The organism is Bounagaea algeriensis (genome assembly GCF_054491375.1).
In genome coordinates this window covers 2035937-2056870 of the sequence record NZ_CM137102.1, presented here as the reverse complement: position 1 = coordinate 2056870, position 20934 = coordinate 2035937, and the positions used below count along the sequence as shown (strand labels likewise).

The window sequence follows — 20934 nt, the reverse complement described above, 5'->3', positions numbered from 1 at the left end:
GCGCAACGCTCAGCGGCAGACGAATCCGCCGTCCACCGGCAGTGTCTGGCCGGTGATGTAGTCGGCCGCGTCCGAGAGCAGGAATCGAACCGCTCCCACCAGGTCCGCCGGCTGCTGCGGGCGCGGCAGTGCCCGGTTTCGCCGGTAGAGCTCGTGGCGTTCGGCGGGGATGCTCTCGGTCGCCTCGCATTCGGTGATCCCCGGCGCGACCGCGTTGACGGTGATCCCGTCCGGCCCGGCATCGCGCGCCATCGCCCTGGTCAGGGCCACGATCCCGCCCTTGGAGGTCACGTAGTGCGCCAGTCGCGGCGGCCCGTAGAAGGCCACGTCCGAGGAGAGGTTGAGGATCCGGCCGTTGCCGCTCGCGCGCAGTTGCGGGTACAGCGCCCGGGCCGCCAGCCAGCTGCCGCGCAGGTTGACCGCCAGCACCCGCTCGAACTCGTCCGGTTCGAGTTCGTAGAAGTACTTCCCGCCCACGCCGTCGGCCAGTGCCGCGTTGTTGACCACCGCGGAGGCACCGCCGAGATCGGCGGTGCGCGCCGCCAGGCGCGCGACCGAGTCGGGATCGGCGACGTCCGTGTCGACCCGGTGCACCGGTGTACCGTGCGCGGCCAGCTCGCGGACGGCGCCGGCGGCCAGCTCGGCGTCCCGTTCGGCGATCACCACGGCAGCACCTGCCGAGCAGAGCTCGCGCGCCACGGCGAACCCGAGGCCGCGGCCGGCCCCGGTGACCACGATCAGGCGATGGTCGAGGTCGAATGTCATGGCAGGCCTCCCGTCTCTCCGGCCGGATCGTCGACGTCGGTCAGGAACCGTTCGACGGCGTCGTTGAACTCGGCCGGTCGTTCCTGGTTCGCGGCATGCCCCGCGTCGGCGATCCGCACCATCCGCGCACCGGGGATCCCCTCGGCGAGGTGGCGGCTCTCGTCCACACCGGTCACACCGTCCTCGTCCCCGACCAGGACCAGCGTCGGGACCGCCACCTCTCCGAGCACCGCCGAGAGGTCAGCACCCGCCATGCTCCGAGCGGCGTTGGCGTAGCCGGGCAGCCGCAGCCCGGACATCACGTCCACGACGTGCGCCGCGACCGCCGGGTCCGCCGCCGGTGCCACCAGACGCGGACCGCTGCGGCGGGCGAATTCCACCGGTCCCCGCTCGGTGCGCTCATCGACCCTCCTGCGCATCGCGGCGGCGGCGGTCGCCGAACGCCCGGAACCGCGCGAGGACCCGGCCAGGGCCAGCGACCGCAGCGCCTCCGGAGCGCGCAACGCCGCGCGGAGGGCGATCACGCCACCCCACGAGACCCCCAGCACGTGCACCGGTCCGACGTCCAGGGCGCGGACGACGTCGAGCACGACCTGGGCGTAGTCCTCCAGGGCCGGAGTTCCACGCAGGTCCGGGGAGGCGCCGTAGCCGGGCGCGTCCCAGGCGAGGACGTGGCGGTGCGCGCCGAGCGCGGCCAGCTGCGGCCCGAACGAGTCGGCACAACCCCCGATGCCGTGCAGCAACAGCAGCGGCGGGCCACCGGTTCCGGACATCGCCAGGTCCACACCGGCCAGTCGGGTGCGTTCGAACGGTGCGGAGCGCCTGCGGTGGTTCATGCGAACGCTCCCGTCGGCGAGGCGAGCCGCGCGACGGCGTCCAAGACCGCGTGCGGAACCACGCCGCTCGTTGCCGGGTTCTCCGCCGAGGGGTGGTTGCCGATCTCGAACCGGTACTCCCCCGCAGGCCCGTGCGCTGTGATCACGTGGCTGGTCCGCGGTGCGTCCGGATCGGCCACGACCGCGGCCGTCACGAGGTCCCAGCGGCCGACGGCCAAGGCCGCGGAAGCGGCGACGTTGGCCGAGGCCGGGAACGCCGCGACGATCTCGCTCGCCGGTCCGCGCGCCAGTTCCAAGGGTTCGGAGGTGGTGCGGACCCGCCGCGCGAGGTCCTGGTCCATCCAGGGCTGCAGCAGGGCCGAGGCCTTCTTCGTGGTCACGATCCGAACGGCGTCCAGCCCGTCCGCACCTGCCGCCGCGGACAACAGGTCCAACCCGCCGATGGCGCCCGTGCACAGTCGCAGCCTGCCGGGGCCGGTCTCGCGCAGCGTCTTGAGCAGCACCGGGTCCGCGAGCGCACCGGTGGACACCGCGAGGAGGTCGGCACCGGCGGCGACCACCGCCGGACCGATCTCCGACAGCGCTCGCTGACCGGCGCATTCGACCACCAGGTCCGACTCCGCCAGCACCTCCTGCACCGCCGCGGCCGGCAGGTCGGGCGGGTCGTGCTCGCCCGCGTGGACCACGCCGGTCAACTGCGCACCTGGCACGTCCGCGCGGTGGATCGCACGCGCCACGGCACCGCCGATGGCACCGCATCCCAGCATCCCCACCCTCATTTGCCGACCCAATCCAAGTAGCCCCGGTCCGGCACGCCCGCCATGTGACTGCGCGCGTCCTTCGACGGCGGGCCGGCCGTTCCCCACTGGTCGGACAGTTCAGGGGTGCGCCGCCACACCCGGCACAGCCACTCGTCCTCGTCGACCTGCGCGACGTCGGAGGTGTACTCGCAGACCAGGCCGGCGGGATCGGCGAAGTAGGAGAACGTGTTCGCCCCGGGACCGTGCCGTCCCGGCCCCCACAGCGGTGTGATCCCGTTCTGCTTCAACCGCCCGATCCCGCGCATGAAGTGGTCGATGGAGGCCATTTCGTAGGCCACGTGGTTGATCGACGTCCACTCGGCCTGGTTGAACGCGATCACGTGGTGGTCGGAGTTGCACCGCAGGAACACCATCTGGTGCTCGGACCAGTCGGAGACCCGCATGCCGAGCACCTCGGTGTAGAAGGCGCAGGCGGCGTCGATGTCCACGGTGTTGAGCACGACGTGCGCCAGCTTGCGCGGCACCGCCGGGTAACCGTCCGGGTCCTGGGCGGGAACCGCCTCGACGTCGCAGGACAGCTCCACCAACCGGCCTTCCGGATCGACGAACTGCAGTCCGTATCCGCCACCGATCTGGTCCAGCCGCCCCGGTTCCCGCAGCAGCGGAACCCCGCGCTCGGCGAGCCTGCGGCCGGCACGGTCGATCTCCCGGGGCGTTCCCACGGCGAAGGCGATCTTCCCGAGGCCGTTGCGCTCGGCCTGGTTGAGCTCGACGATGTGGTGCTCAGAACCGGTTCCGCGCAACCAGGCGACCCCGTCGTCCGCCTCGACGGGCGTGAGTCCCCAGACCTCGCGGTAGAACTCGGCCGCTTCGGCGCACCGCGTCGAACGCAGCCCCACGGACCGCAACGCCCGCAACCGGACCACGGGTTCGGCGTCCTGGAAGTACATCGTTGCCTCCAAAGTGCTCAGTCGACGGCCGCTGCGCGGCTTCGGGGCCGGGGGTGTTCACCTCGTGCTGCGACCTGCTTCTTGGCTTCGGCCCGCAGCATCCGGCGCAGCCGCACCAACGCGATGTCGTGCTGGTAGAGGTTCTCCCTCGCCCAGGCGTCGTCAGGCATCGCCTCGGCCATGGCGCGGTCCTGCTCGAGCACGTCCCAGTGCCGCGCCTCGATCCGGTTCTTGTACAGCAGCCGCCAGCTGTCCCGCTGCCAGCCGGTGACCTTGCGGCAGCGCCAGAAGAAACCCGCGTGCTGCGTCTCGTTGATCGGGGTCACGCAGGCCACGATGGTGAAACCGCCGCCGGGGCCGGCGGTTTCGGGGTACGGGATCTCGAGCACCACCGACTGCAGTCCCGTGTCGACCCACTGCGCCCAGTCGAAGTTGACCCCGCGCTGGTCGGTCTTCTCGAAGACGAACCCGTCGTCGGTGTCTCGGACCTGGAACGCCGCCTCTCGCTTGCCCGAGAACATCGTGTGGCTGTTGCGGTGCAGGAACGCCCCGTGCATCGGGTCGAGCAGGTTGTCCAGTGACAGCAGGTGGGAGGCGTCCCACTCCACGTAGGCCAGGAAGTGCTCCCACTCCCCTCCGGCGATCGGCTCGGGCACCTGCAGCGCGGGCGGTGCGGCTTGCTCGTCGAGTCCGAACCGGGCGAAGACCGCTCCGGCGCGCTCCTCGGCGGGGAAGGTCCGCAAGGCCGACCGCCCCTCCAGCGCACATCCCGGACTTCCGGGGACGGACGCCACAACGCCCTCCCCGTCGACCTGCACGCCGTGGTAGTTGCAGGCGATCCGGTCGCCCATGTGCACTCCCAGGGACAGCCGCGCACCGCGGTGCGGGCACCGGTCCTCCTGAACGTGCACCGTCCCGGCGGCGTCGCGCCACAGCAGCAGCTGCTCACCGAGCCGGTCGATCCTGGTCAGCTCCCCGGGTCGGATCCACCGGGACGGGCACAGCGGGTACCAGCGGTCCCGCAGCCCCAGTCGGACGAGCTGCTCGGCTTCGCCGCGCGAATCGTGCGCGCTCATCGGGCATCCGCCTCCTTCGCGCCCAGCCGGGCGAGCTCCGCGGTGAACGAGCGCTGCGTCCACTCCGCCCCGTCCGGCGGGCGCAGTCCCGTCTCGTTGAAAGCGGCGACGACATCGGACAGTTCGTGGATGCCGCGCCCGTACACGGCTTCCAGCTCGTCGGCGAAGGCGTCCTCGTAGTTCGTGGTGGGTGTGCTCCTGGACTGCACCGGTTCCAGGTTCAGCGGTGTCTTCGGTGACATGTGTTCTCCTCAGCGTTCGATCAGGGGAGATCGAGCACGAGTTCGGTGGAGCGGCAGCCGGAGACGCAGATCATCATCGTTTCGCCCGAATCCCGCTCCCCGTCGGTGAGCACGTGGTCGCGGTGGTCCGGCTGGCCGCTGAGGACCTTCGTCTCGCAGGTGCCGCAGATCCCTTCCTGGCACGAGCTGGGAACCTCGATGCCGGCCTCGGCGAGCGCGTGCAGGATCGGGACACCGGCGTCGACGCGGACCCTCTCGCCGGATCCGGCGCACACCACGTCGAAACCGTTGGAATCGCCGGTTTCCGCCGGGTTCTCCTCCTGCGGCGCACGGAAGCGCTCCACCCGCAGCGCAGCACCCGGCGGCAGGGCCGTTTCCACGCCCTGGATCAGCGGTTCCGGACCGCAGCAGTACACCAGGGTTGCCGGTGCGAGCTCGGACAGTTCGGCCGCCAGGTCGGGCGGTCCGCCGCTCTCGTCATCGGCGCGCACGCGCACTTCGCGCTCGCCGATGTCGTGCAGCTCCGGCAGGAAGGCCATACCGGACCGCGAGCGTCCGCAGTAGAGCATGCTCCACGTTTCCCGCCCGCGCGCGAGCTCCCGCGCCATCGCCAGCAACGGCGTGATGCCGATGCCGCCGGCGATCAGCAGGTAGCGCTGGGCCGGCTCCAGTTCGAAAGCGTTGCGCGGCCCGTCGACCTCGACCAGCGTGCCGGCCGTGAGCCGCTCGTGCACCCAGGAGCTGCCGCCGCGCGAGGACAGCTCCCGCAGCACCGCCACGCTCCAGGTGTCGCGCTCCCCCGGATCTCCGCACAGCGAGTACTCGCGCACCAGACCGTTCGGCAGGTGCAGGGACAGGTGGGCGCCCGGCGACCATTCCGGCAACGGCCGCCCCTCCGGATCGCGCAGGTCCAGCTGCACCACACCATCGGCCTTGAAGGTCGTGCGGTGCACGCGCAACGTCCGGGACATGATCGTCACCCCGCTCGCTTCACATCCGGTTCAGTCGCGTGTGACGCCGTGCATCGGCGAGGTCGTCGGATACGTCGGCAACTGCGGCTTCTGCGCACCGATGATCACGCAGAACAGGGCGTCGCGGTCCCCGATGCACCGGAGGCTGCGCGGCACCCCGGCGGGCACGCGGACGAGATCGCGGTAACCGAGTTCACGGGTCGCGGTCTTCGTTCCGTCGTGCACGTCGTGCACGGTGACCGCCAACGTCCCCTCGAGGACGTAGAAGACCTCCTCCACGTCGTGATGGGTGTGCTCGGGGCCCACCGCGCCCACCGGCAGGCGCATGTTCGAGAAGGTGAAGTGCTCGGACGGCAACGTCGCGCCGTCGCCTTCGTGGTTTCCCGTGGCACCGGACCCGATGTAGCGGACCTGGGCGCGCCGGAACTCCTCGCCGGCCTTGGCCTGGAAGGCGAGCGTGTCCCAGTCCTCGTGCCGGGAGGCCCGGCTGGCGATGCAGGAGTCGATCAGCGCTTCCAGGTCGGCGGTGCTGGTTTCAGTGACGCTCACGGCTACCTCCTAATAATTTAGCTCTAAGTGAGCTATTGGTAAGTGTTTTTAGCACCACGCCGAGAGCCGGGCAACCCCCGCAACAGGAAACCCTGATTCCGCAGGCTTGTTTCTCGGTCAAGAACGATCCGACTTGAGCGAACCACTCGACACCGATGGGGTCTTTCATTTAGTTGTAAAGCATTCGGGGTGGCTGGAGACGAACAGGAGGTGCGCCGTGGCGGGATCGGGAGTCACGCAACCGCAGGACGAGATCCTCGTGGCCGGACGCTGGTCGCCCGGCGGCGGAGAAGTGCTGCGCTGCGTCGACCCTTCCGACGGGAGCCCCCTCGCGCGCCTGCGCGCGGCCTCCGCGGCCGATGTCGACGAGGCGGCCCGCGCCGGCGCCGCGGCCGCGGACGACGCGGCATGGCGCGAGATGCTCCCGCACCAACGAGCGCGTGTTCTCACCCGCGTCGGCGACCTGATCGAGCACCACGCCGACGAGCTCGCGCTGCTGCAAACGCGCAACACCGGCAAGACGCTCGCCGAGACGCGCGCCCTCGTCTCCAGCGCCGCCGGAACCTTCCGCTTCTGCGCCGCGGCGCTGGAGACGGCCGAAGGCTCACTGCCCCAACCGCGCGGAGCGCACCTGACGATGAGCCTGCACGAGCCGATCGGCGTCGTCGGTGCGATCACGCCGTGGAACTCGCCGATCGCCAGCGACGCCCAGAAGATCGCCCCTGCCCTGGCCGCCGGCAACGCCGTGCTGCTCAAACCCGCCGAAGCCACACCGCTGATCTCGCTGGCGCTCGCGCGGCTCATCCAGCGCGCCGGACTGCCGGACGGGCTGCTGTCAGTGCTGCCCGGCAAGGGGCACACGGTCGGCGACGCCGTCGTCCGGCACCGGCTGGTGGGCAAGGTGTCGTTCACCGGTGGCACCGACACCGGCCGCGCCATCGGCCGCATCGCCGCCGACAAGATCATGCCCGTCACGACCGAACTGGGCGGCAAGTCGCCCACCATCGTGTTCGCAGACGCCGATCTGGACCAGGCCGCGGCGGGAATCCTCTTCGGGATCTTCTCCTCCAGCGGGCAGAGCTGCATCGCCGGCTCGCGGATCTTCCTGCACGAGAGCGTCCGGGAGGAGATGACCCGGCGCCTGGTCGACGGTGCCCGCCGCCTGCGACTCGGCCCCGGCACGGATCCGAGCACGCAGGTCGCCCCGCTGGCGACCTTCGAGCACCGGGACCGGGTCGCGGCACTGGTCGACCGCGCGCGCGAGGAGGGCGCGGACGTGCTGTGCGGCGGCGCAGCTCCGCACGAGCCCGAGCTGACCCGCGGTGCCTACTACCCGCCGACGCTGCTCGCCGGCCTGGGAAACGATGCGCAGACCTGCCAGCAGGAGATCTTCGGACCGGTGGGCGTGCTGCTGCCGTTCACCGGTGAGGACGACCTCGTCGAGCAGGCCAACGACACCGTCTACGGGCTCGCCTGCGGGATCTGGACCGGCGACTACCGACGCGCCTGGCGCGTCGCGCGGCGCATCGACGCCGGCACGGTGTGGATCAACACCTACAAGCAGTTCAGCATCTCCACCCCGTTCAGCGGCATGAAGGACAGCGGGCTGGGCACCGAGAAGGGCCGCGACGGGATCCGCTCCTACATGCGCCAGAAGAGCCTGTACTGGGGGCTGGAGGAGAGCCCCGTCCCCTGGGCCCAGTAGCTCCTCCCGCCGCAGCGGGCCCGCCGGTCACCGGACGGTGCGGGCGCGGGCGGTTCACTCCGCGCGCGCCCGCACGGCGGCGAGGTCCAGCGACGTCTCCAGCCTGCTGAGCAGGTCGGCGAGGCGGTCCTGCTCGGTCTCGGTGAGTCCGGCGAGCATCCGCCGCTCGTTGGCGAAGTGCGCGGCGCTGACCTTGTCGATGACGTCCAGCCCCTGTTCGGTCAGGTCGACGTAGACCACGCGACGGTCGTCGGGGTCCCGTTCCCGCCGCACGAGACCCGCTCGCTCCAGTTTGTCGACCCGCTGGGTGATCCCTCCCGTGGTGACGAGGTTCGCGTCGGCCAGTTCCCCTGCGGTCCGGCGGAACGGACTGCCCGCGCGCCGCAGCGCGGCCAGGATGGAAAACCCCGACATGGTCAGGTCGAAGGAGGCGAAGACCTCCGTCAACTGCTCCTGGTACCGGTAGTACGTGCGGTGCAGGCGCCCGAGGACGGCCATGGCGGAGGCGTCGAGTTCGGGGCACTCCCGACGCCACTCCTCCATCATGAAGTCCACGGCGTCCGGCCGCGCACCGTTCCGTCGCGCCACTGTGCTCACCCTCCGAGTCCGGGAGAAGTACTGAGCAGTAAGAATAACAGCGCTAAACGAACGAGCGGTGCCGCCGTGGCTACGACCTCCAGCGCCTCGCGCGGGGACAGGTCCCGCGAAGGATGCGCGGGACCGCCATCCGGCTGGCCCGGTAGGCCTCTCGGCAGAATGGACAGTTTCCAATCTAGTTCTCAACAACTTGTTGAGATACCTGGTGGCGGCACCACGGAAGACACCTCGCGAATATTTCTCATGTTTGTCTCCTTGACGACAACTCGGGGCGTACCCACACTCCGACTTGGCTTTCGGAATCCGATTTCCACATCACGGAACAATGCGCGGGCGAGTCGCTCGCAGAGCTACTGACCTGAGGACGGTGCAGCAGTGCACGAGGGAAGCGACGCTTCGGCCACGGCGCCGCGAAAAGTGAAGAAGTCGTTCCGGATGCCGCACATCTACGTCATTCTCTTCGCCTTCAGCGCGCTCGCCGCCATCGCCACCCACTTCGTTCCCGCCGGGCAGTACGACCGCGTTCCGGGCCCCGACGGGGAGGCCGCCATCGACCCCGACTCCTTCCGGTTCATCGAGTCGGCTCCGGTGGGCCCGGTCGGATTCATCACGGCCATCCCCAACGGCTTCATCGCGGCAGCCGAAGTCGTGTTCTTCACCTTCGTCATCGGCGGCATGTTCATGGTCATCCGCGAAACCGGGATCATCGAAACCACCGTGGACAAGCTGACCCGCCGCTTCGCCGAGCGGCGCATCCTGGTCATCCCCGTGCTCATGGTGCTGTTCGCCGTCATCGCCAGCCTCATCGGCACCCAGGAACTGGCGCTGGTGTACGTGCCGGTCATCCTGCCGCTGCTGATCGCGCTGGGATTCGACTCGGTCACCGCGGCCGCGGTGGCGCTGTGCGCGACCAGTGCCGGATTCACGGCCGGAGTGCTGAATCCGGTCAACACCGGCCTGGGGCAGAAGATCGCGGGGGTTCCGGTCTTCTCCGGCGTCCCGCTGCGGCTGGTCGTGCTGGTAGCGCTCGTCAGCACCGCCATCGCCTACGTCATGCGCTACGCCTCGAAGATCCAGGCCGATCCCGAGCGGAGCCTGGTGCGCGGTGAAGCCGCGGAGATCGAGAAGCAGCAGCTCTACCGGCACTCGCTGGCCGAAAGCGCGCTGACCTTCTCGCCGCGGCAGAAGACGGCGGGTGCGGCCACGCTGGTCCTGTTCGGCGTGCTCGTCTGGGGCGTGCTCACCCAGGACTGGTTCATGGTGGAGATGTCCGGCCTGTTCATCGTCATCGGCATCGTGGCCGGTGTGCTCGCGGGTTTGACCGCGACGCAGATCTGCGAGGCCTTCAACAAGGGCCTCGGCCAAGTGCTGGTCGGTGCGATGATCGTGGGCGTGGCCCGCGCCGTTGCGGTAGTGCTCGAAGAAGGCCAGGTCATGGACACGCTGGTGCACGGCCTGGGCAACCTGGTGGGTGGTTTCCCGGCCGTCCTGTCGGCTGTCGGCATGTTCCTCGCACAGCTCGGGTTCAACTTCCTCGTCCCGTCCGGCAGCGGGCAAGCCCTGGTCACGATGCCCATCATGGCCCCACTGTCCGATGTGCTCGAAGTGACCCGCCAGACCGCCGTGCTCGCCTACCAGCTCGGCGACGGCCTCGGCAACATCCTGTACCCGACATCCGGCTACTTCATGGCCACGCTCGCCCTGGCCGGAGTGCGGTGGGACAAGTGGGTCCGCTTCTTCTTCCCGCTGTTCTTGCTGTGGATCCTCATCGCAGCGGGCTTCACCGTCTACGCCCAGATCACGCTCTGGAACGGGTGATCGGACGGGCCGGAACAACCTCGGTCTCCCAGCGGCCGTGACGCGTCCAACGGGGGCGAGCACCGGCGCCCTACCTGCCAGCAGTCCGCGAATTCTCCGCTCGTCCCGTCCGCGAGCCCGCCCGGGCCGCTGCGACCAGCTTCGCCGCCACCGGTGTTTCCGGCCGCGTCAGCAGACGTCCCAGCGCGGCGGTTTCGACGCACCTGCCACCGTCGAGGACGTGCACGTCCTCGGCGATGTTCGACAGCACCGCGAAGTCGTGGCTGATCACCACCAGGCTCGTGCCGGTGGTGGCGGCCGTCCGCGCGAGGACGTCGAGAAGGTCGGCGCGGGTGACCGCGTCGAGCGACGCGGTGATCTCGTCGCAGACCAGAACGGCCGGGCGCGCCAGCAGCGACCGGGCCAGGGCGGCGCGCTGCAGCTGCCCGCCGGACAGTTCCGCCGGCCGCCGCACGACGTGCTCCGCGTGCAGTCCCAGCGAGGCGAGCATCCCGACCGCTGCCCGGTGGGCGTCGTCCGGGCAGGACCGCAACAGCAGACGCGCCGTTCTGGCCACTTGCTCGACCACCGAGCGGTATTCGTCGAAGGACGAACGCGCGTCCTGGTGGACGTACTGGACCTGCCGCCGCTGCTGCAGGGTGCGACGCCGCAATCCGGCGGGCAACGCGACGCCGTCCAGCCGGACGTACCCGGCGTCCGCGGAGGTCAGTCCCGCCAGACACCGGCCCAGCGTGGTCTTGCCCGCACCTGAAGGCCCCGCGATGGCGACGTGTCGCCCGCGCGGCACGGACAGGTCGATGTCCGCCAGCACCCGGATGCCGCCCCGGGCCGTCTTCCCGAGTCCCTCCGCCGCGAGCACCGGAGGTTCCTCCCGGGACGCCACCTCGCCATCCCGCCAACCGTCCACTGCGGGCACTTCCGGCAACCGCGGTTCGGCGGTCAGCAGAGCGCGGCTGTGCTCCTGATCCGGATCGTGCAGCAGACTCGTCGCCGCACCGCGTTCGACCACGCGGCCCTGCTGCAGCACCAGCACCTCGTGCGCCAGTTCCCGCGCGAGCCCCAGGTCGTGGGTGAGCACCACCAGTGCGGTGCCGTCCCTGGCCAGATCGGACAGCGTGCCGGTCGTTTCGGCCTGCGTCGTCGTGTCCAGCCCGGTGGTGGGCTCGTCGAGAACGATGACCTCGGGACGGGTGATCAGCACCTGCGCGAGCGCCGCCCGCTGTTGCTGACCGCCGGACAGTTGGTGCGGGTAGCGGCGCAGCAACCACTCACCGGTCGGCAGTCGCACCGCCCGGAGCGCCTCCTGGATCGCCTCCCGGCGGGCCGAGCGCCCGCCGTGGCGCAGGGCCGCCAACTCCCCGAGCACCTTCCCGATCCGACGAGCCGGGTTGAGCACGGCAGCGGGATGCTGCGGCAGGTAGCCGATGGTCCCCGCACGGGCTCGGCGACGCTGCGGCGGGGCGAAGCCGAGCAGGTCGCTGCCGCGCAGCCGAGCGCTTCCGGTGAGCTCGACACCAGGGCGCTGCTCGCCCTGCACGGCCAGCCCGAGAGTGGTCTTGCCGCTGCCCGACTCGCCGAGCACGGCGATGACACGTCCCTCGGGCACGTCGAGGTCGACGCCGTCGACGAGCCGCTGCTGCCCGGCACTTGCGCTGAGGCCGCGTGCTGCGAGTATCGGCGCGTTCAAGCCGGCACCACCTCCCTGTTCGCCAGGACGCGGTCGACGACGAGGTTGAGACCCGTGCACAGCGACACCAGCAGCATCGCCGGGACCAGGACCGCCAGCGGTTGCAGGAACAGCGCTTCCCGGTTGCGTTCGACGAGCACCGCCCAGTCACTGGCGCCGGATGTCAGCCCCACCCCGAGGAAGTTCGCCGATGCGATCAGGTACAGCACCAGGCTCAGGCGGCTGCCCGCGTCCATCGCGACCGGCCCGAGCACCGACCGCCCGACGTATCCGATGTGGACACGCCACCACGGTTCGCCCTGCATGCTCATGGCTTCGACCGCCGTGCGGCATCCCGGCGCGAGCGCGGCGCTGCGCACCAACCGCACCACCCCCGGAAATTGCAACGCGGCCACGGCCACCACGACGGTGAACGCTCCGCTCGCTCCGGTGGCGGCCAGCACCAGCAGCACCAGCAGGCCGGGCAGCGCGAGCAGCAGGTCCAGCAACCGCAGCACGGTCTCGTCGAACCATCGTCGCTGCTGCCCCACCAGGGCCAGCGCCAGCGGCATCCCGACGGCGTAGGCCAGCAGCAGGGCGGCTCCCGCGAGAACCACGACCGACGTCCCGCCGGTCAGCGCCAGGGCGAGCACATCGCGTCCGAGGACGTCCGTGCCGAGCGGGTGCCCGGCGGTCGGTGGCAGCACCGGGGCCGAGGAGGAACCGGCCGAGCCGGCCACCAGCGGTCCCACCGATGCCGCCAGCAGCGGCACCGCCAGCAGGAGCCAACCGAGCGTTCCGGCGACTCCGGGCAGCGGCGGGCGGCGCACTACAACACCTCCCGTTGCGGTACCAGCCGGTGCGCGGCGAGATCAGCCAGCAGGTTGACGAGCACGGTGGTCAGTGCGAAAACCAGGGCGTATCCCTGCACGACGGGCAGGTCGCGCGCCTGGACGGCGTCGAGGAAACCGGAGCCCATGCCCGGAAGGGCGAACAGCGCCTCCACGACGACCACACCGCCGAGCAGACCGTCCACGGCGCGGGCGAGCTGCTGCACGGCGGGACCGAGCGCGTTCGGCAGGACGTGGCGGGTCACCACGGCCCGCTCGGGAAGACCGAGCAGGCGCGCGTGAACCGCGTATTCGGCGCGGGAGCACTCGGCGACACCGATGCGCACCTGACGCGACAGCGCGCAGAGGTGTTTGCCCGCCAGAACCGCCACCGGCAGCACCAGCACGGCGGGATCGGAGAGCAACGACCACCCGGACATGCCGGCCGCCGTCGCGGGCAACCACCCCCACTGCACCCCCAGCAGGCCGACCAGCACGAGCCCGAGCGCGAACTCCGGCACCGAGTTCAGCAACACGGTTGCCGTGTTCAACGCGCGGTCCGTGCGCGATCCCTCGCGCAGTCCACTGAGGATTCCGATGGCCAGTGCCAGCGGGAGCACGACCGCCAGCGTCAGGACCGTCAGCAGCGCCGTCGTGGCCACGTCGCGGGCGAGCTGCTCGGCCACCGGCGTGCCCGTCAACAGCGAGGTCCCGAGATCACCGTGCACGAGCCCGCCGATCCAGTGCAGGAACCGCACGGGCACCGGGCGATCCAGGCCGAGCTGTTCGCGCAGCGCGGCCACCTGCTCCGCGTCGGCGTGCTCGTCGAGGATCACCACCGCGGTGTCCCCGGGAAGCAGCGACGTCAGCGCGAAGACCACCACCAGCACCGCGACCGCCTGCGCACCGGCGGTGAGCAGACGTCCGGCCACGTAACCGGACATCAGGTCAGGCGCGCCCGGTCGAAGCGAGCCCAGTCCAGGGAGTTCGGTGGTGCGGCGCGCATCCCGTCCAGCGCGCCGGCGATGCCGACGTTGTAGTTGCTGAACCCCCACACCAGCATGCCGCTGTCGTCGCGCGCCCGCTGCTGGGCCTGCCCCAGCAGGCGGGCGCGTTCGTCGTCATCGGCCGTGCGCAGGGCGCGCCGGAACACCGCGTCGAACTCCGGGGAGGCGTACCCGGTGTAGCTGCTCTCCGTTCCACCGCTGAGCACGCGGTCCGTCAAGTACGTCACGATCGGCAACGTGGCCGTCCGGACGTGCGCGGCCACGCCGTGTTCGGTGATCTCGGAGTAGTACGTCTCCGAGGACCGTTGCCGGGGAGTGACCTCGGCGCCGATTTCGCCGAGCTGCTGGGAGATCAGCGTAGCCGCGCGTTGGAAGTACGGGTCGGCCGTGCTCGTGTCGAGCGGGAAGGCCGGACGTCGAGCTCCGGCTGCGCGCAGCAGCTGCCGCGCGCGCTCGGGGTCGTGGGAACGCTGCGGGAGGTTCTCGGGGTAGTACTGCAAACCCCTGCCGAACAGGTCCTCGCCCACCTCGCCCTGCCCGCTCAGGGCGGTGTCGACCAGCTTCCGGCGGTCCACCCCCAGCTGGACCGCCCGCATGACGCGGGGGTCGGAGAACGGCGGTCGGTCGACCTTCAGCGCCACGGCTTGCATCGACGCTGCGGGTGAGGCGAGCACCTCGGTGCGCTGGTCCCGTTTCAGCAACGTCGCCGAGTTCGCCGCGACGTCGGGAGCGTAGTGGATCTGACCGGACATCAGGGCGTTGACGCGGGCGCTTTCCTCGTCGAGGGAGACGAACTCCAGCTCGGCCGTTTCGGGAGGGCCCGCCCAGTGCTCCGCGAAGGCGCTGAACACCGCCGAGGAGTTCGGCTCGAAGGAGCGGAAGCGGAACGGGCCGCAACCGACCGGCGCGGAGAAGTCGGTGGTGCCTTCCGGCACGATCTCCGTCGCCGGCCCGCCCCACGCCGCGGGGAACTCGAAGTTCGGCGCGTGCAGCACCAGTTCGAGATCGCGCTGCGAGAGTGCTCGACTGGCGGCGAAGTCCACGGCGAGGAAGCTCGAGCGGGCCGGTGAGCCGGTGGCGGGTTCGGCGATGCGCCGATAGCTGTAGAGCACGTCGGCGGCCGTGACCGGCCGGCCGTCGTGGAAACGGGCGCGGCGCAGCCGGATCCGCCAGCGGGATCCGGTGGCATCCGGCTCCCACGATTCGGCGAGCCGCGGTACGACGCGCATGTGGTCGTCGTAGCCGGCGAGCCCGTCGAACAGGGCCTTCGCGCGAGCTTGCTCGACGAACATCGAGCTGACGTGCGGATCGAGTGACTCCGTGGCCCCGGCGGTGGGGAAACCGGCGCGGATGCGCTGCCCGTCGCCGCGGGCCCCGCCGAAGCCGCAGCTCGCGAGCGGAACGGCCGCGGCGGCACCCAACGCCGTGGTCAGCAGGCGGCGTCGTCCCCACCGCGTGCCAGTGCCGAGTGCGGCCATGATCACGTGCTCCTTCCGGTCGGTACGCGGGACTGTTCCGGCTCGCCGGCGGCGAGCAGGCCGCGACGGTGCATGACCGCGGCACCCGCCGAGCCGGCCAGCCCTGCCACCAGCAGCGCTGCCCAGGGCATCCACCCCAGGGGCGAGCCGCTGGTGCTGTCCAGCAGCGTTCCGGTCACCCAGCTGACTCCGGCAGCGATCAGGCTGGAGACGAGGTAGTAGAAGCCGTAGTACGTGCCCGCCAGGCGCTCGCTGCCCACGATCGGGAGCAGCTCCATCGCGAAGGGGTTGGTGACGGCCATCCCGACCGTGAAGACGACCGTCGCCAGCAGCAGGGGAAGACATGCCAGCACGGTGGCGACCCCGGGTTCGGCGGGCTGCTGGGTGGGAAGCAGCGGACTGCTCAGCATCAGCGGTACGAACGACAGCGCCATGGCGGCCAGTCCCAGCACCACGGAACGGCCGGCGCTGAACCTCCGGCGGCACCAGTTGGTGATGCGCACCTGTCCGAACACGCCGATCACAGTGGACACGGCGAACACGGCGGCGGTCGCACCGGCGAAGCCGGACACGCGCTGCGCCTCCAGCGGCAGGGCGAGGTAGAGCTGGTTGTACAGGCCGAAGTAGGCCGAGAGCGCCAGGGTGAACACGAGGAAGCGCCGGTTGGCCAACACCTCGCGCCAGCTGCCGAGCACGCTCGTGTGCTGCGCTTCGATCGGTCGAGCCGGCAGGACGAACAACTGCAGGACCGTCAGGACGGCGAACACCGCGCATGCGATGAGCGCGACGACCCGGAAATCGGTCGCCAGCAGCGCGGCCCCGAGCAGGGGCCCCACGAAGGTTCCGGCGTGGCCGAAGACGTTGAACACCGCGAAGGCCTCGGCGCGCCGATCGCCGGCCTCGTGCATCAGGTAGGTCCGCACGGCGGGGTTGAACAGGGCCCCGGCGAGACCTGTGAGCACGGTGGCGACGACCAGCCCCGGCAGGGAGGTCAGCACGCCGAACAACCCGAACGAGAGCACGCGCAGCGCGCAGCCGGCGATGATCATCGGTCGGCAGCCCAACCGGTCGGCGGCCGTTCCGCCGAGCAGGAACATGCCCTGCTGGCTCAGGTTCCGCACACCGAGCACCACACCGACCAGAGCGGCGCCGTAGCCGAGGTCGTCGGTCATGTAGGAGGCCAGGAAGGGCAGCAGCATGTAGAAGCCCAGGGTGATCCCGAACTGGTTGACCACCAGCAGTCTCGCCGGCCACGAGAGCATCCGGAATCCGCTTGTTCTCACGAGTTCTCGTCCTCTCCGCACACGTCGCAGCGCTCGGCCGCCCCGTTCCTGCGGGGGCAGGGGTCGGTGACGGCCTCGTACCTGCTCCACTCCAGCGCCGCAGCGGCGGCCGGATCGTCCACATCGACCGGTTCCGCAGCACCGTTGCCGTGCAACCCGTTGCGACAGCAGAAATCGTCGTCGTAGATGGTGTCCCAGTACCGGTGCGGGCCGTCCGGGAAGACCGCCACGACCTCGTGGGCGCCGTCCTGGCGGGCGCACCAGGCGGCGACCGTGGCGGTGGCACCGGTGCTCCAGCCGCCGGTGACGAAGGCGTCCCCGGCCAGGCGGCGGCACGCCTCGACCGCCTGCGCAGCACCGACCCAGTGGACCTCGTCGAAGGCCTGGTAGTCGACCGCGGATGGGTGGATGCTGCTGCCCAGTCCCCGCATGATCCGGTGCCCGGCGGGCTGGCCGAACACGGTCGACGCGGGCGAGTCCACACCCACGATCCGTGCCTCGGGCCGGTGCTGGCGCAGCACCGGTGCGATGCCCCCGCTGTGCCCGCCGGTGCCGACGCTGCACACCACCGCGTCCACGTGGTCGAACTGGTCCACGAGTTCCAGTCCCAACTCCCGGTATCCGAGCGGGTTGTCCGGGTTGTTGTACTGGTCCGGCCAGTACGCGCCGGGCAGCGAGTCGAGCAGTTCGCTGACGCGCTCCCGCCGCGCCCGTTGCCAGCCACCCCGTGGATGGGGATGCCGCACGATCTCCACGCGCGCTCCGCGCGCCCGCAGCAGCGCGCGGGTCATCCCGTCGAGCTCGTCATCGGCGACGACGACCAGCGGATGCCCCAGGGCGGCGCAGACGTAGGCCAGCCCCACGGCCAGGGTTCCGCTGCTGGATTCCACGACCGGTGCTCCGGGCAGCAACTCGCCCCGGCGCCGCGCTCCGTCCAGCATGGACAATGCTGCTCTGGCCTTCATGCCGCCGGGTCCGAGGCCTTCCAGCTTCGCCCAGAACCCCGGGTGTTGCCGCGGGAGTGGTGTGTCCACCCGCACCGCGGGGGTGTTTCCGATCAGTTCCAGCAGCGAGAGGCACTTCGCACCGCCGGCCCGCTCACTTGCCCCGGTCAGTGTCACGGACGATCACCGCCGGCACTTCCGTAGAGGTGGATGTCGGTGGCGTCACCGGTGCACCAGAAGAAGGGGTAGGGCTCCGCCGAGAGGGCGTCGACGCGGGAACCGAGCAGCTCCCGCAGGACCGCGCTGCCGGTCTGGGCGAACATCGCCAGGGGAATGCCGCGTTCGCCGCACAGCTCGGAGATCTCGTCGAATGTGCCGTTGCCGAGAACCATCCCGGAGGCCACGACGGCATCCGCTCGTCCGATCGCTTCGGTGTGGCAGCGGATCACCGGCTCGTCCCACTCGGTCCGCCCGCCCTTGAGATCGCAAGCGACGTAGTCGACGCTCCGCTCGCGCAGGGCGGCCAGCAGCGAGTTCACCACTCCGATCACGGCGACGCACCCGCCCGCGGGCACGCGCACGAGTTCGGCGACGGCGCCGGCCCGCGCGGTCGACTTCTCCAGCGAGTCCCCCGCGGGCAACCGCACGGAACGGGCCTGCGGATGCCGGGCGTGCGGGTGCAGGTAGGCCAGGTAGGCGTCGAGCGCGGCCACCTGCACGGCCGGTTCGGCGTCCGACAGCAGGGCGTCGACACCGCACCCGACGACCTCCTGCACCTGCCGGTCCCCGAACGCACCGGGTTCCACGGCGCAGGAGCCCACGGCGTCGCCGACGCGGATGCTGAGCACCGTGTTGACGTAGCTGCTCCGCCTGTCGGAGTGCTGGGACCCTTGCACCGTCAGGAACGCCACGGAGCACGTGAGCGCGTGCGGGAGTTCGTCGTGGTCGCGCGCGAACCACCCGCTCCGCGCGCGTTCTGCCAGCAGCTGCAGTGAGGTGGCGCTGCGTTCGGCCGAGGCCGAAGCGGTCGAAAGCACAGTCGTCTCCGTACGATCCGCGAGAAGAGGGAATTGCCTGCGGGTCGGGGTCGTTCACACGACGTGTGAACCTGCCGCGGCAAGCGGGTCGCCGGGACGCTGCCGTCGAGCGGCGTGCGAGTCGTGGTGCACCTGCGTACCTCCTTCGGGGCTCCGCGACCCCGTTGCGAGTCGGCGCGGCGGCGTCAGTGTCCTGACTCGTGGATCCTCGTCGCCCTCCGGCCTTCCCACCGATCTTATCGGCAGTGGCCGTGGTTGGAGGGGAACTCCCCACTCACAGTGGCGGGACCGTGCCGGATTCGCACCGGCTTCCTGGACGCCGTCGCAGTAACGCGATCCAGAGGTACGCAGCCGCCCCGCCGGATGTCAAGTCGCGCTCGTCGAAGTCGCGTCGATCACACCGCAGCTTGTCATCGCAGCGGAACCCGGTGTGAGCAGCCGTTTTCCTCGGAGGCACTCGCTTTCAGCAACCTCTTCGCTGTTGCAATCATGTTGCATTACTCTCGTGCGCGGAGACCGGCCCCTGCGAGACCGTCCGAGGAGTCACGACATGCCCGAGAGCAACGGCCGAGCGATCGGCGACTACACCGTGCGGCGCGCACGCCCGGAGGACGTCGAGGGAGCGCGCACGCTCATGCTCGACACCTTCTACCACGTGCTCGGCCACGGTTACGTCGCCACGTGGCACGCCGACGTGATCGCTCTCGAGGAGACCTACTTCCACACACCCGGCCACGCCCTGTTCGTGGCAACCCTGGGCGACGAGGTGGTCGGCACCGCATCCGTGCGCTCGGACGGCCCGAAAAGCCCTCCGCACCCGCAGTGGATCGCCGCACGCTACGGAACCGGGGACACCGCGCAGATCTTCCGCACCTACGTCCGCCCCGAGCACCGCAGGAACGGACTCGCCCGCGCGCTCGTCGACCTCGCCCGCGAGTTCGTCGCCGATGTTCCCGAGTACAGCACGCTCTACCTGCACACGAACCCGGCTGTGGACGGGGCGGAGCCGTTCTGGCGCAGCCTGGCCACCGAAATCCACGACGGGCGGCACAACGGTGCGCACAGCCCGTGCATCCACTTCGAGATCCCCGTGCACACGGCGGTGTGATCCCCGGTTCCACCGGAGCGGCCGCGTGCGCCCGGGCGTTTCCCGCCGGGCGGCACCGGTGTGCGACCTTCACACGAACACACGAAGCATTCACCACTCAGCGAGGAAGGGCTTCCAGCGGATGGCGAGTGAACGCAGCTACGACGTGGTGCTTTTCGGCGCGACCGGGTTCGTCGGTGAGCTCACCGCGAAGTATCTCGCCGAGGTGGTGCCGCCGGGCTGCCGGTGGGCGCTCGCGGGACGCGACGAGGACAAGCTGGCCGCCGTGCGGCAGCGGCTCGGCGAGACCGATCCCAGCTTGCTGCACGCCGACAGCACCGACCAGGCCAGCCTGCACCGGCTCGCCGAGTCCACCCGGGTGGTGATCACCACCGTGGGGCCCTACCTGCACTACGGCGAGCCACTGGTCGCCGCGTGCGCCGCGGCGGGGACCGACTACGTCGACCTGACCGGCGAACCGGAGTTCGTCGACCGGATGTACCTGCGACACCACCAGGCAGCGCTGCGCACCGGCGCCCGGATCGTGCACGCCTGCGGGTTCGACTCGATCCCCTACGACCTGGGGGCGTATCACACCGTGCGGCAACTTCCCGCCGACAAGCCCGTCACCATCACCGGCCAGGTCCGGGTCAACTCGACCTTCTCCGGCGGCACCTACGCCTCGGCGCTGACCGCCTTCTCCCGACCGCGCCAGATGGCCGAGGCCGCCAAACACCGCCGCCGCACCGAGCCCCGCCCCGACCACCGGCGCATCCGCACTCCGCTCGGACCGCCGCGGCGGGACCGGGACAGCCGCACGTGGCTGGCACCGATGCCCACCCTCGACCCGCGGATCGTGGCGCGCTCGGCGGCAGCGCTGCCCGAGTACGGCCCGGACTTCACCTACCGGCAATACGCCGCCGTCAAACGGTTGCCCGTGCTCGCGGCCGGGGCGGCCGGTCTCGGCGCCCTCGCGCTGCTCGCCCAGATACCACCCGCCCGGCGTGCGCTCGGCAACGTCCGCGCCCCCGGCACCGGCCCGAGCGAGCAGCGCCGCGCGAAATCGTGGTTTTCCGTGCGCTTCACCGGCGAGGCCGGCGGGCAGCGGGTGCGCACCGAGTTCGCCGGCGGCGACCCCGGCTACGACGAAACCGCGAAGATGCTCGGCGAATCGGCCCTGTGCCTGGCCTTCGACGACCTCCCGGACACCGCGGGACAAGTCACCACCGCAACCGCCATGGGCCCCGCCCTGCTCGACCGGCTCCGCACCGCGGGGCTGACCATCCGCACCATCGACGGCGGCTAGACATCCCAGCGGTGGCGCTCGCGCTA

At 70.7% G+C, this 20934-nt stretch carries 20 protein-coding genes and 1 riboswitch; of the genes, 4 read left to right on the top strand and 16 right to left on the bottom strand.

The annotated features are described in order from the left end of the window. Positions 1-9: 9 nt before the first annotated feature. The 8 genes from ACVGV2_RS09275 to ACVGV2_RS09240 are packed head-to-tail and all read right to left on the bottom strand — an operon-like array spanning position 10 to position 6150. Complete coding sequence (locus ACVGV2_RS09275) at positions 10-765, bottom strand: 3-oxoacyl-ACP reductase family protein (RefSeq protein WP_459165643.1); 756 nt, start codon at positions 763-765, stop codon at positions 10-12. Continuing rightward, positions 762-1601 carry an alpha/beta fold hydrolase gene (locus ACVGV2_RS09270; protein WP_459165642.1) on the bottom strand — a complete coding sequence of 280 codons (840 nt, stop codon included), beginning with the start codon at positions 1599-1601 and terminating at the stop codon, positions 762-764. Before ACVGV2_RS09270 ends, ACVGV2_RS09275 begins: the two co-directional genes overlap by 4 nt. Then, positions 1598-2368 (bottom strand): aspartate dehydrogenase domain-containing protein, encoded by a 771-nt coding sequence (locus ACVGV2_RS09265; RefSeq protein WP_459165641.1) that lies wholly within the window; start codon positions 2366-2368, stop codon positions 1598-1600. The genes ACVGV2_RS09270 and ACVGV2_RS09265 overlap by 4 nt, the downstream gene beginning before the upstream one ends. Positions 2369-2376: 8 nt before the next feature. Continuing rightward, entirely contained in the window at positions 2377-3312 is a 936-nt protein-coding gene (locus ACVGV2_RS09260; RefSeq protein WP_459165640.1) for a VOC family protein, read from the bottom strand. A 17-nt stretch (positions 3313-3329) separates the two neighbouring features. After that, positions 3330-4388, bottom strand: coding sequence for a Rieske 2Fe-2S domain-containing protein (locus tag ACVGV2_RS09255; RefSeq protein ID WP_459165639.1), 1059 nt, complete (start codon positions 4386-4388; stop codon positions 3330-3332). Beyond that, positions 4385-4630 carry a recombinase-like helix-turn-helix domain-containing protein gene (locus ACVGV2_RS09250; RefSeq protein ID WP_459165638.1) on the bottom strand — a complete coding sequence of 82 codons (246 nt, stop codon included), beginning with the start codon at positions 4628-4630 and terminating at the stop codon, positions 4385-4387. Before ACVGV2_RS09250 ends, ACVGV2_RS09255 begins: the two co-directional genes overlap by 4 nt. Positions 4631-4650: 20 nt before the next feature. Continuing rightward, positions 4651-5601, bottom strand: a complete 951-nt coding sequence (locus ACVGV2_RS09245) for a PDR/VanB family oxidoreductase (protein ID WP_459165637.1) — start codon at positions 5599-5601, stop codon at positions 4651-4653. Positions 5602-5631: 30 nt separating this feature from the next. Then, positions 5632-6150, bottom strand: a complete 519-nt coding sequence (locus tag ACVGV2_RS09240; protein ID WP_459165636.1) for a cupin domain-containing protein — start codon at positions 6148-6150, stop codon at positions 5632-5634. Positions 6151-6367: 217 nt separating this feature from the next. On the opposite strand from ACVGV2_RS09240, the gene ACVGV2_RS09235 reads away from it, so the two are divergent. Then, positions 6368-7855 (top strand): aldehyde dehydrogenase, encoded by a 1488-nt coding sequence (locus ACVGV2_RS09235; RefSeq protein ID WP_459165635.1) that lies wholly within the window; start codon positions 6368-6370, stop codon positions 7853-7855. Positions 7856-7909: 54 nt separating this feature from the next. On the opposite strand, the gene ACVGV2_RS09230 is transcribed toward ACVGV2_RS09235, so the two are convergent. After that, positions 7910-8443 carry a MarR family winged helix-turn-helix transcriptional regulator gene (locus ACVGV2_RS09230; protein ID WP_459165634.1) on the bottom strand — a complete coding sequence of 178 codons (534 nt, stop codon included), beginning with the start codon at positions 8441-8443 and terminating at the stop codon, positions 7910-7912. Positions 8444-8887: 444 nt separating this feature from the next. On the opposite strand from ACVGV2_RS09230, the gene ACVGV2_RS09225 reads away from it, so the two are divergent. After that, positions 8888-10270: a YfcC family protein gene (locus ACVGV2_RS09225; RefSeq protein ID WP_459165934.1), complete on the top strand. Its 1383-nt coding sequence runs from the start codon at positions 8888-8890 to the stop codon at positions 10268-10270. A 70-nt stretch (positions 10271-10340) separates the two neighbouring features. On the opposite strand, the gene ACVGV2_RS09220 is transcribed toward ACVGV2_RS09225, so the two are convergent. Genes ACVGV2_RS09220 through ACVGV2_RS09190 form a run of 7 tightly spaced genes read right to left on the bottom strand, consistent with a single transcriptional unit; the run spans position 10341 to position 18515 of the window. Continuing rightward, on the bottom strand, positions 10341-11957 hold the full coding sequence (locus ACVGV2_RS09220; RefSeq protein ID WP_459165633.1) for an ABC transporter ATP-binding protein: 1617 nt from the start codon (positions 11955-11957) through the stop codon (positions 10341-10343). Next, positions 11954-12766 carry an ABC transporter permease subunit gene (locus ACVGV2_RS09215; RefSeq protein WP_459165632.1) on the bottom strand — a complete coding sequence of 271 codons (813 nt, stop codon included), beginning with the start codon at positions 12764-12766 and terminating at the stop codon, positions 11954-11956. The genes ACVGV2_RS09220 and ACVGV2_RS09215 overlap by 4 nt, the downstream gene beginning before the upstream one ends. Continuing rightward, the gene (locus ACVGV2_RS09210) at positions 12766-13710 is read right to left on the bottom strand and encodes an ABC transporter permease (protein ID WP_459165631.1); all 945 of its coding nucleotides are present in this window, start codon (positions 13708-13710) and stop codon (positions 12766-12768) included. Before ACVGV2_RS09210 ends, ACVGV2_RS09215 begins: the two co-directional genes overlap by 1 nt. Continuing rightward, positions 13710-15251 (bottom strand): ABC transporter substrate-binding protein, encoded by a 1542-nt coding sequence (locus tag ACVGV2_RS09205; protein WP_459165630.1) that lies wholly within the window; start codon positions 15249-15251, stop codon positions 13710-13712. The genes ACVGV2_RS09210 and ACVGV2_RS09205 overlap by 1 nt, the downstream gene beginning before the upstream one ends. Positions 15252-15253: 2 nt before the next feature. Then, positions 15254-16534, bottom strand: a complete 1281-nt coding sequence (locus ACVGV2_RS09200) for an MFS transporter (protein WP_459165629.1) — start codon at positions 16532-16534, stop codon at positions 15254-15256. Then, on the bottom strand, positions 16531-17655 hold the full coding sequence (locus tag ACVGV2_RS09195; RefSeq protein ID WP_459165628.1) for a PLP-dependent cysteine synthase family protein: 1125 nt from the start codon (positions 17653-17655) through the stop codon (positions 16531-16533). Before ACVGV2_RS09195 ends, ACVGV2_RS09200 begins: the two co-directional genes overlap by 4 nt. After that, entirely contained in the window at positions 17652-18515 is an 864-nt protein-coding gene (locus tag ACVGV2_RS09190) for a Rossmann-like domain-containing protein (RefSeq protein WP_459165627.1), read from the bottom strand. Before ACVGV2_RS09190 ends, ACVGV2_RS09195 begins: the two co-directional genes overlap by 4 nt. A gap of 164 nt (positions 18516-18679) precedes the next feature. After that, positions 18680-18886, bottom strand: a riboswitch (cobalamin riboswitch). A 179-nt stretch (positions 18887-19065) separates the two neighbouring features. On the opposite strand from ACVGV2_RS09190, the gene ACVGV2_RS09185 reads away from it, so the two are divergent. Both ACVGV2_RS09185 and ACVGV2_RS09180 read left to right on the top strand, forming a co-directional pair. Continuing rightward, positions 19066-19623, top strand: a complete 558-nt coding sequence (locus tag ACVGV2_RS09185) for a GNAT family N-acetyltransferase (RefSeq protein WP_459165626.1) — start codon at positions 19066-19068, stop codon at positions 19621-19623. A gap of 121 nt (positions 19624-19744) precedes the next feature. After that, positions 19745-20908 carry a saccharopine dehydrogenase family protein gene (locus tag ACVGV2_RS09180; protein ID WP_459165625.1) on the top strand — a complete coding sequence of 388 codons (1164 nt, stop codon included), beginning with the start codon at positions 19745-19747 and terminating at the stop codon, positions 20906-20908. Positions 20909-20934 lie beyond the last annotated feature (26 nt).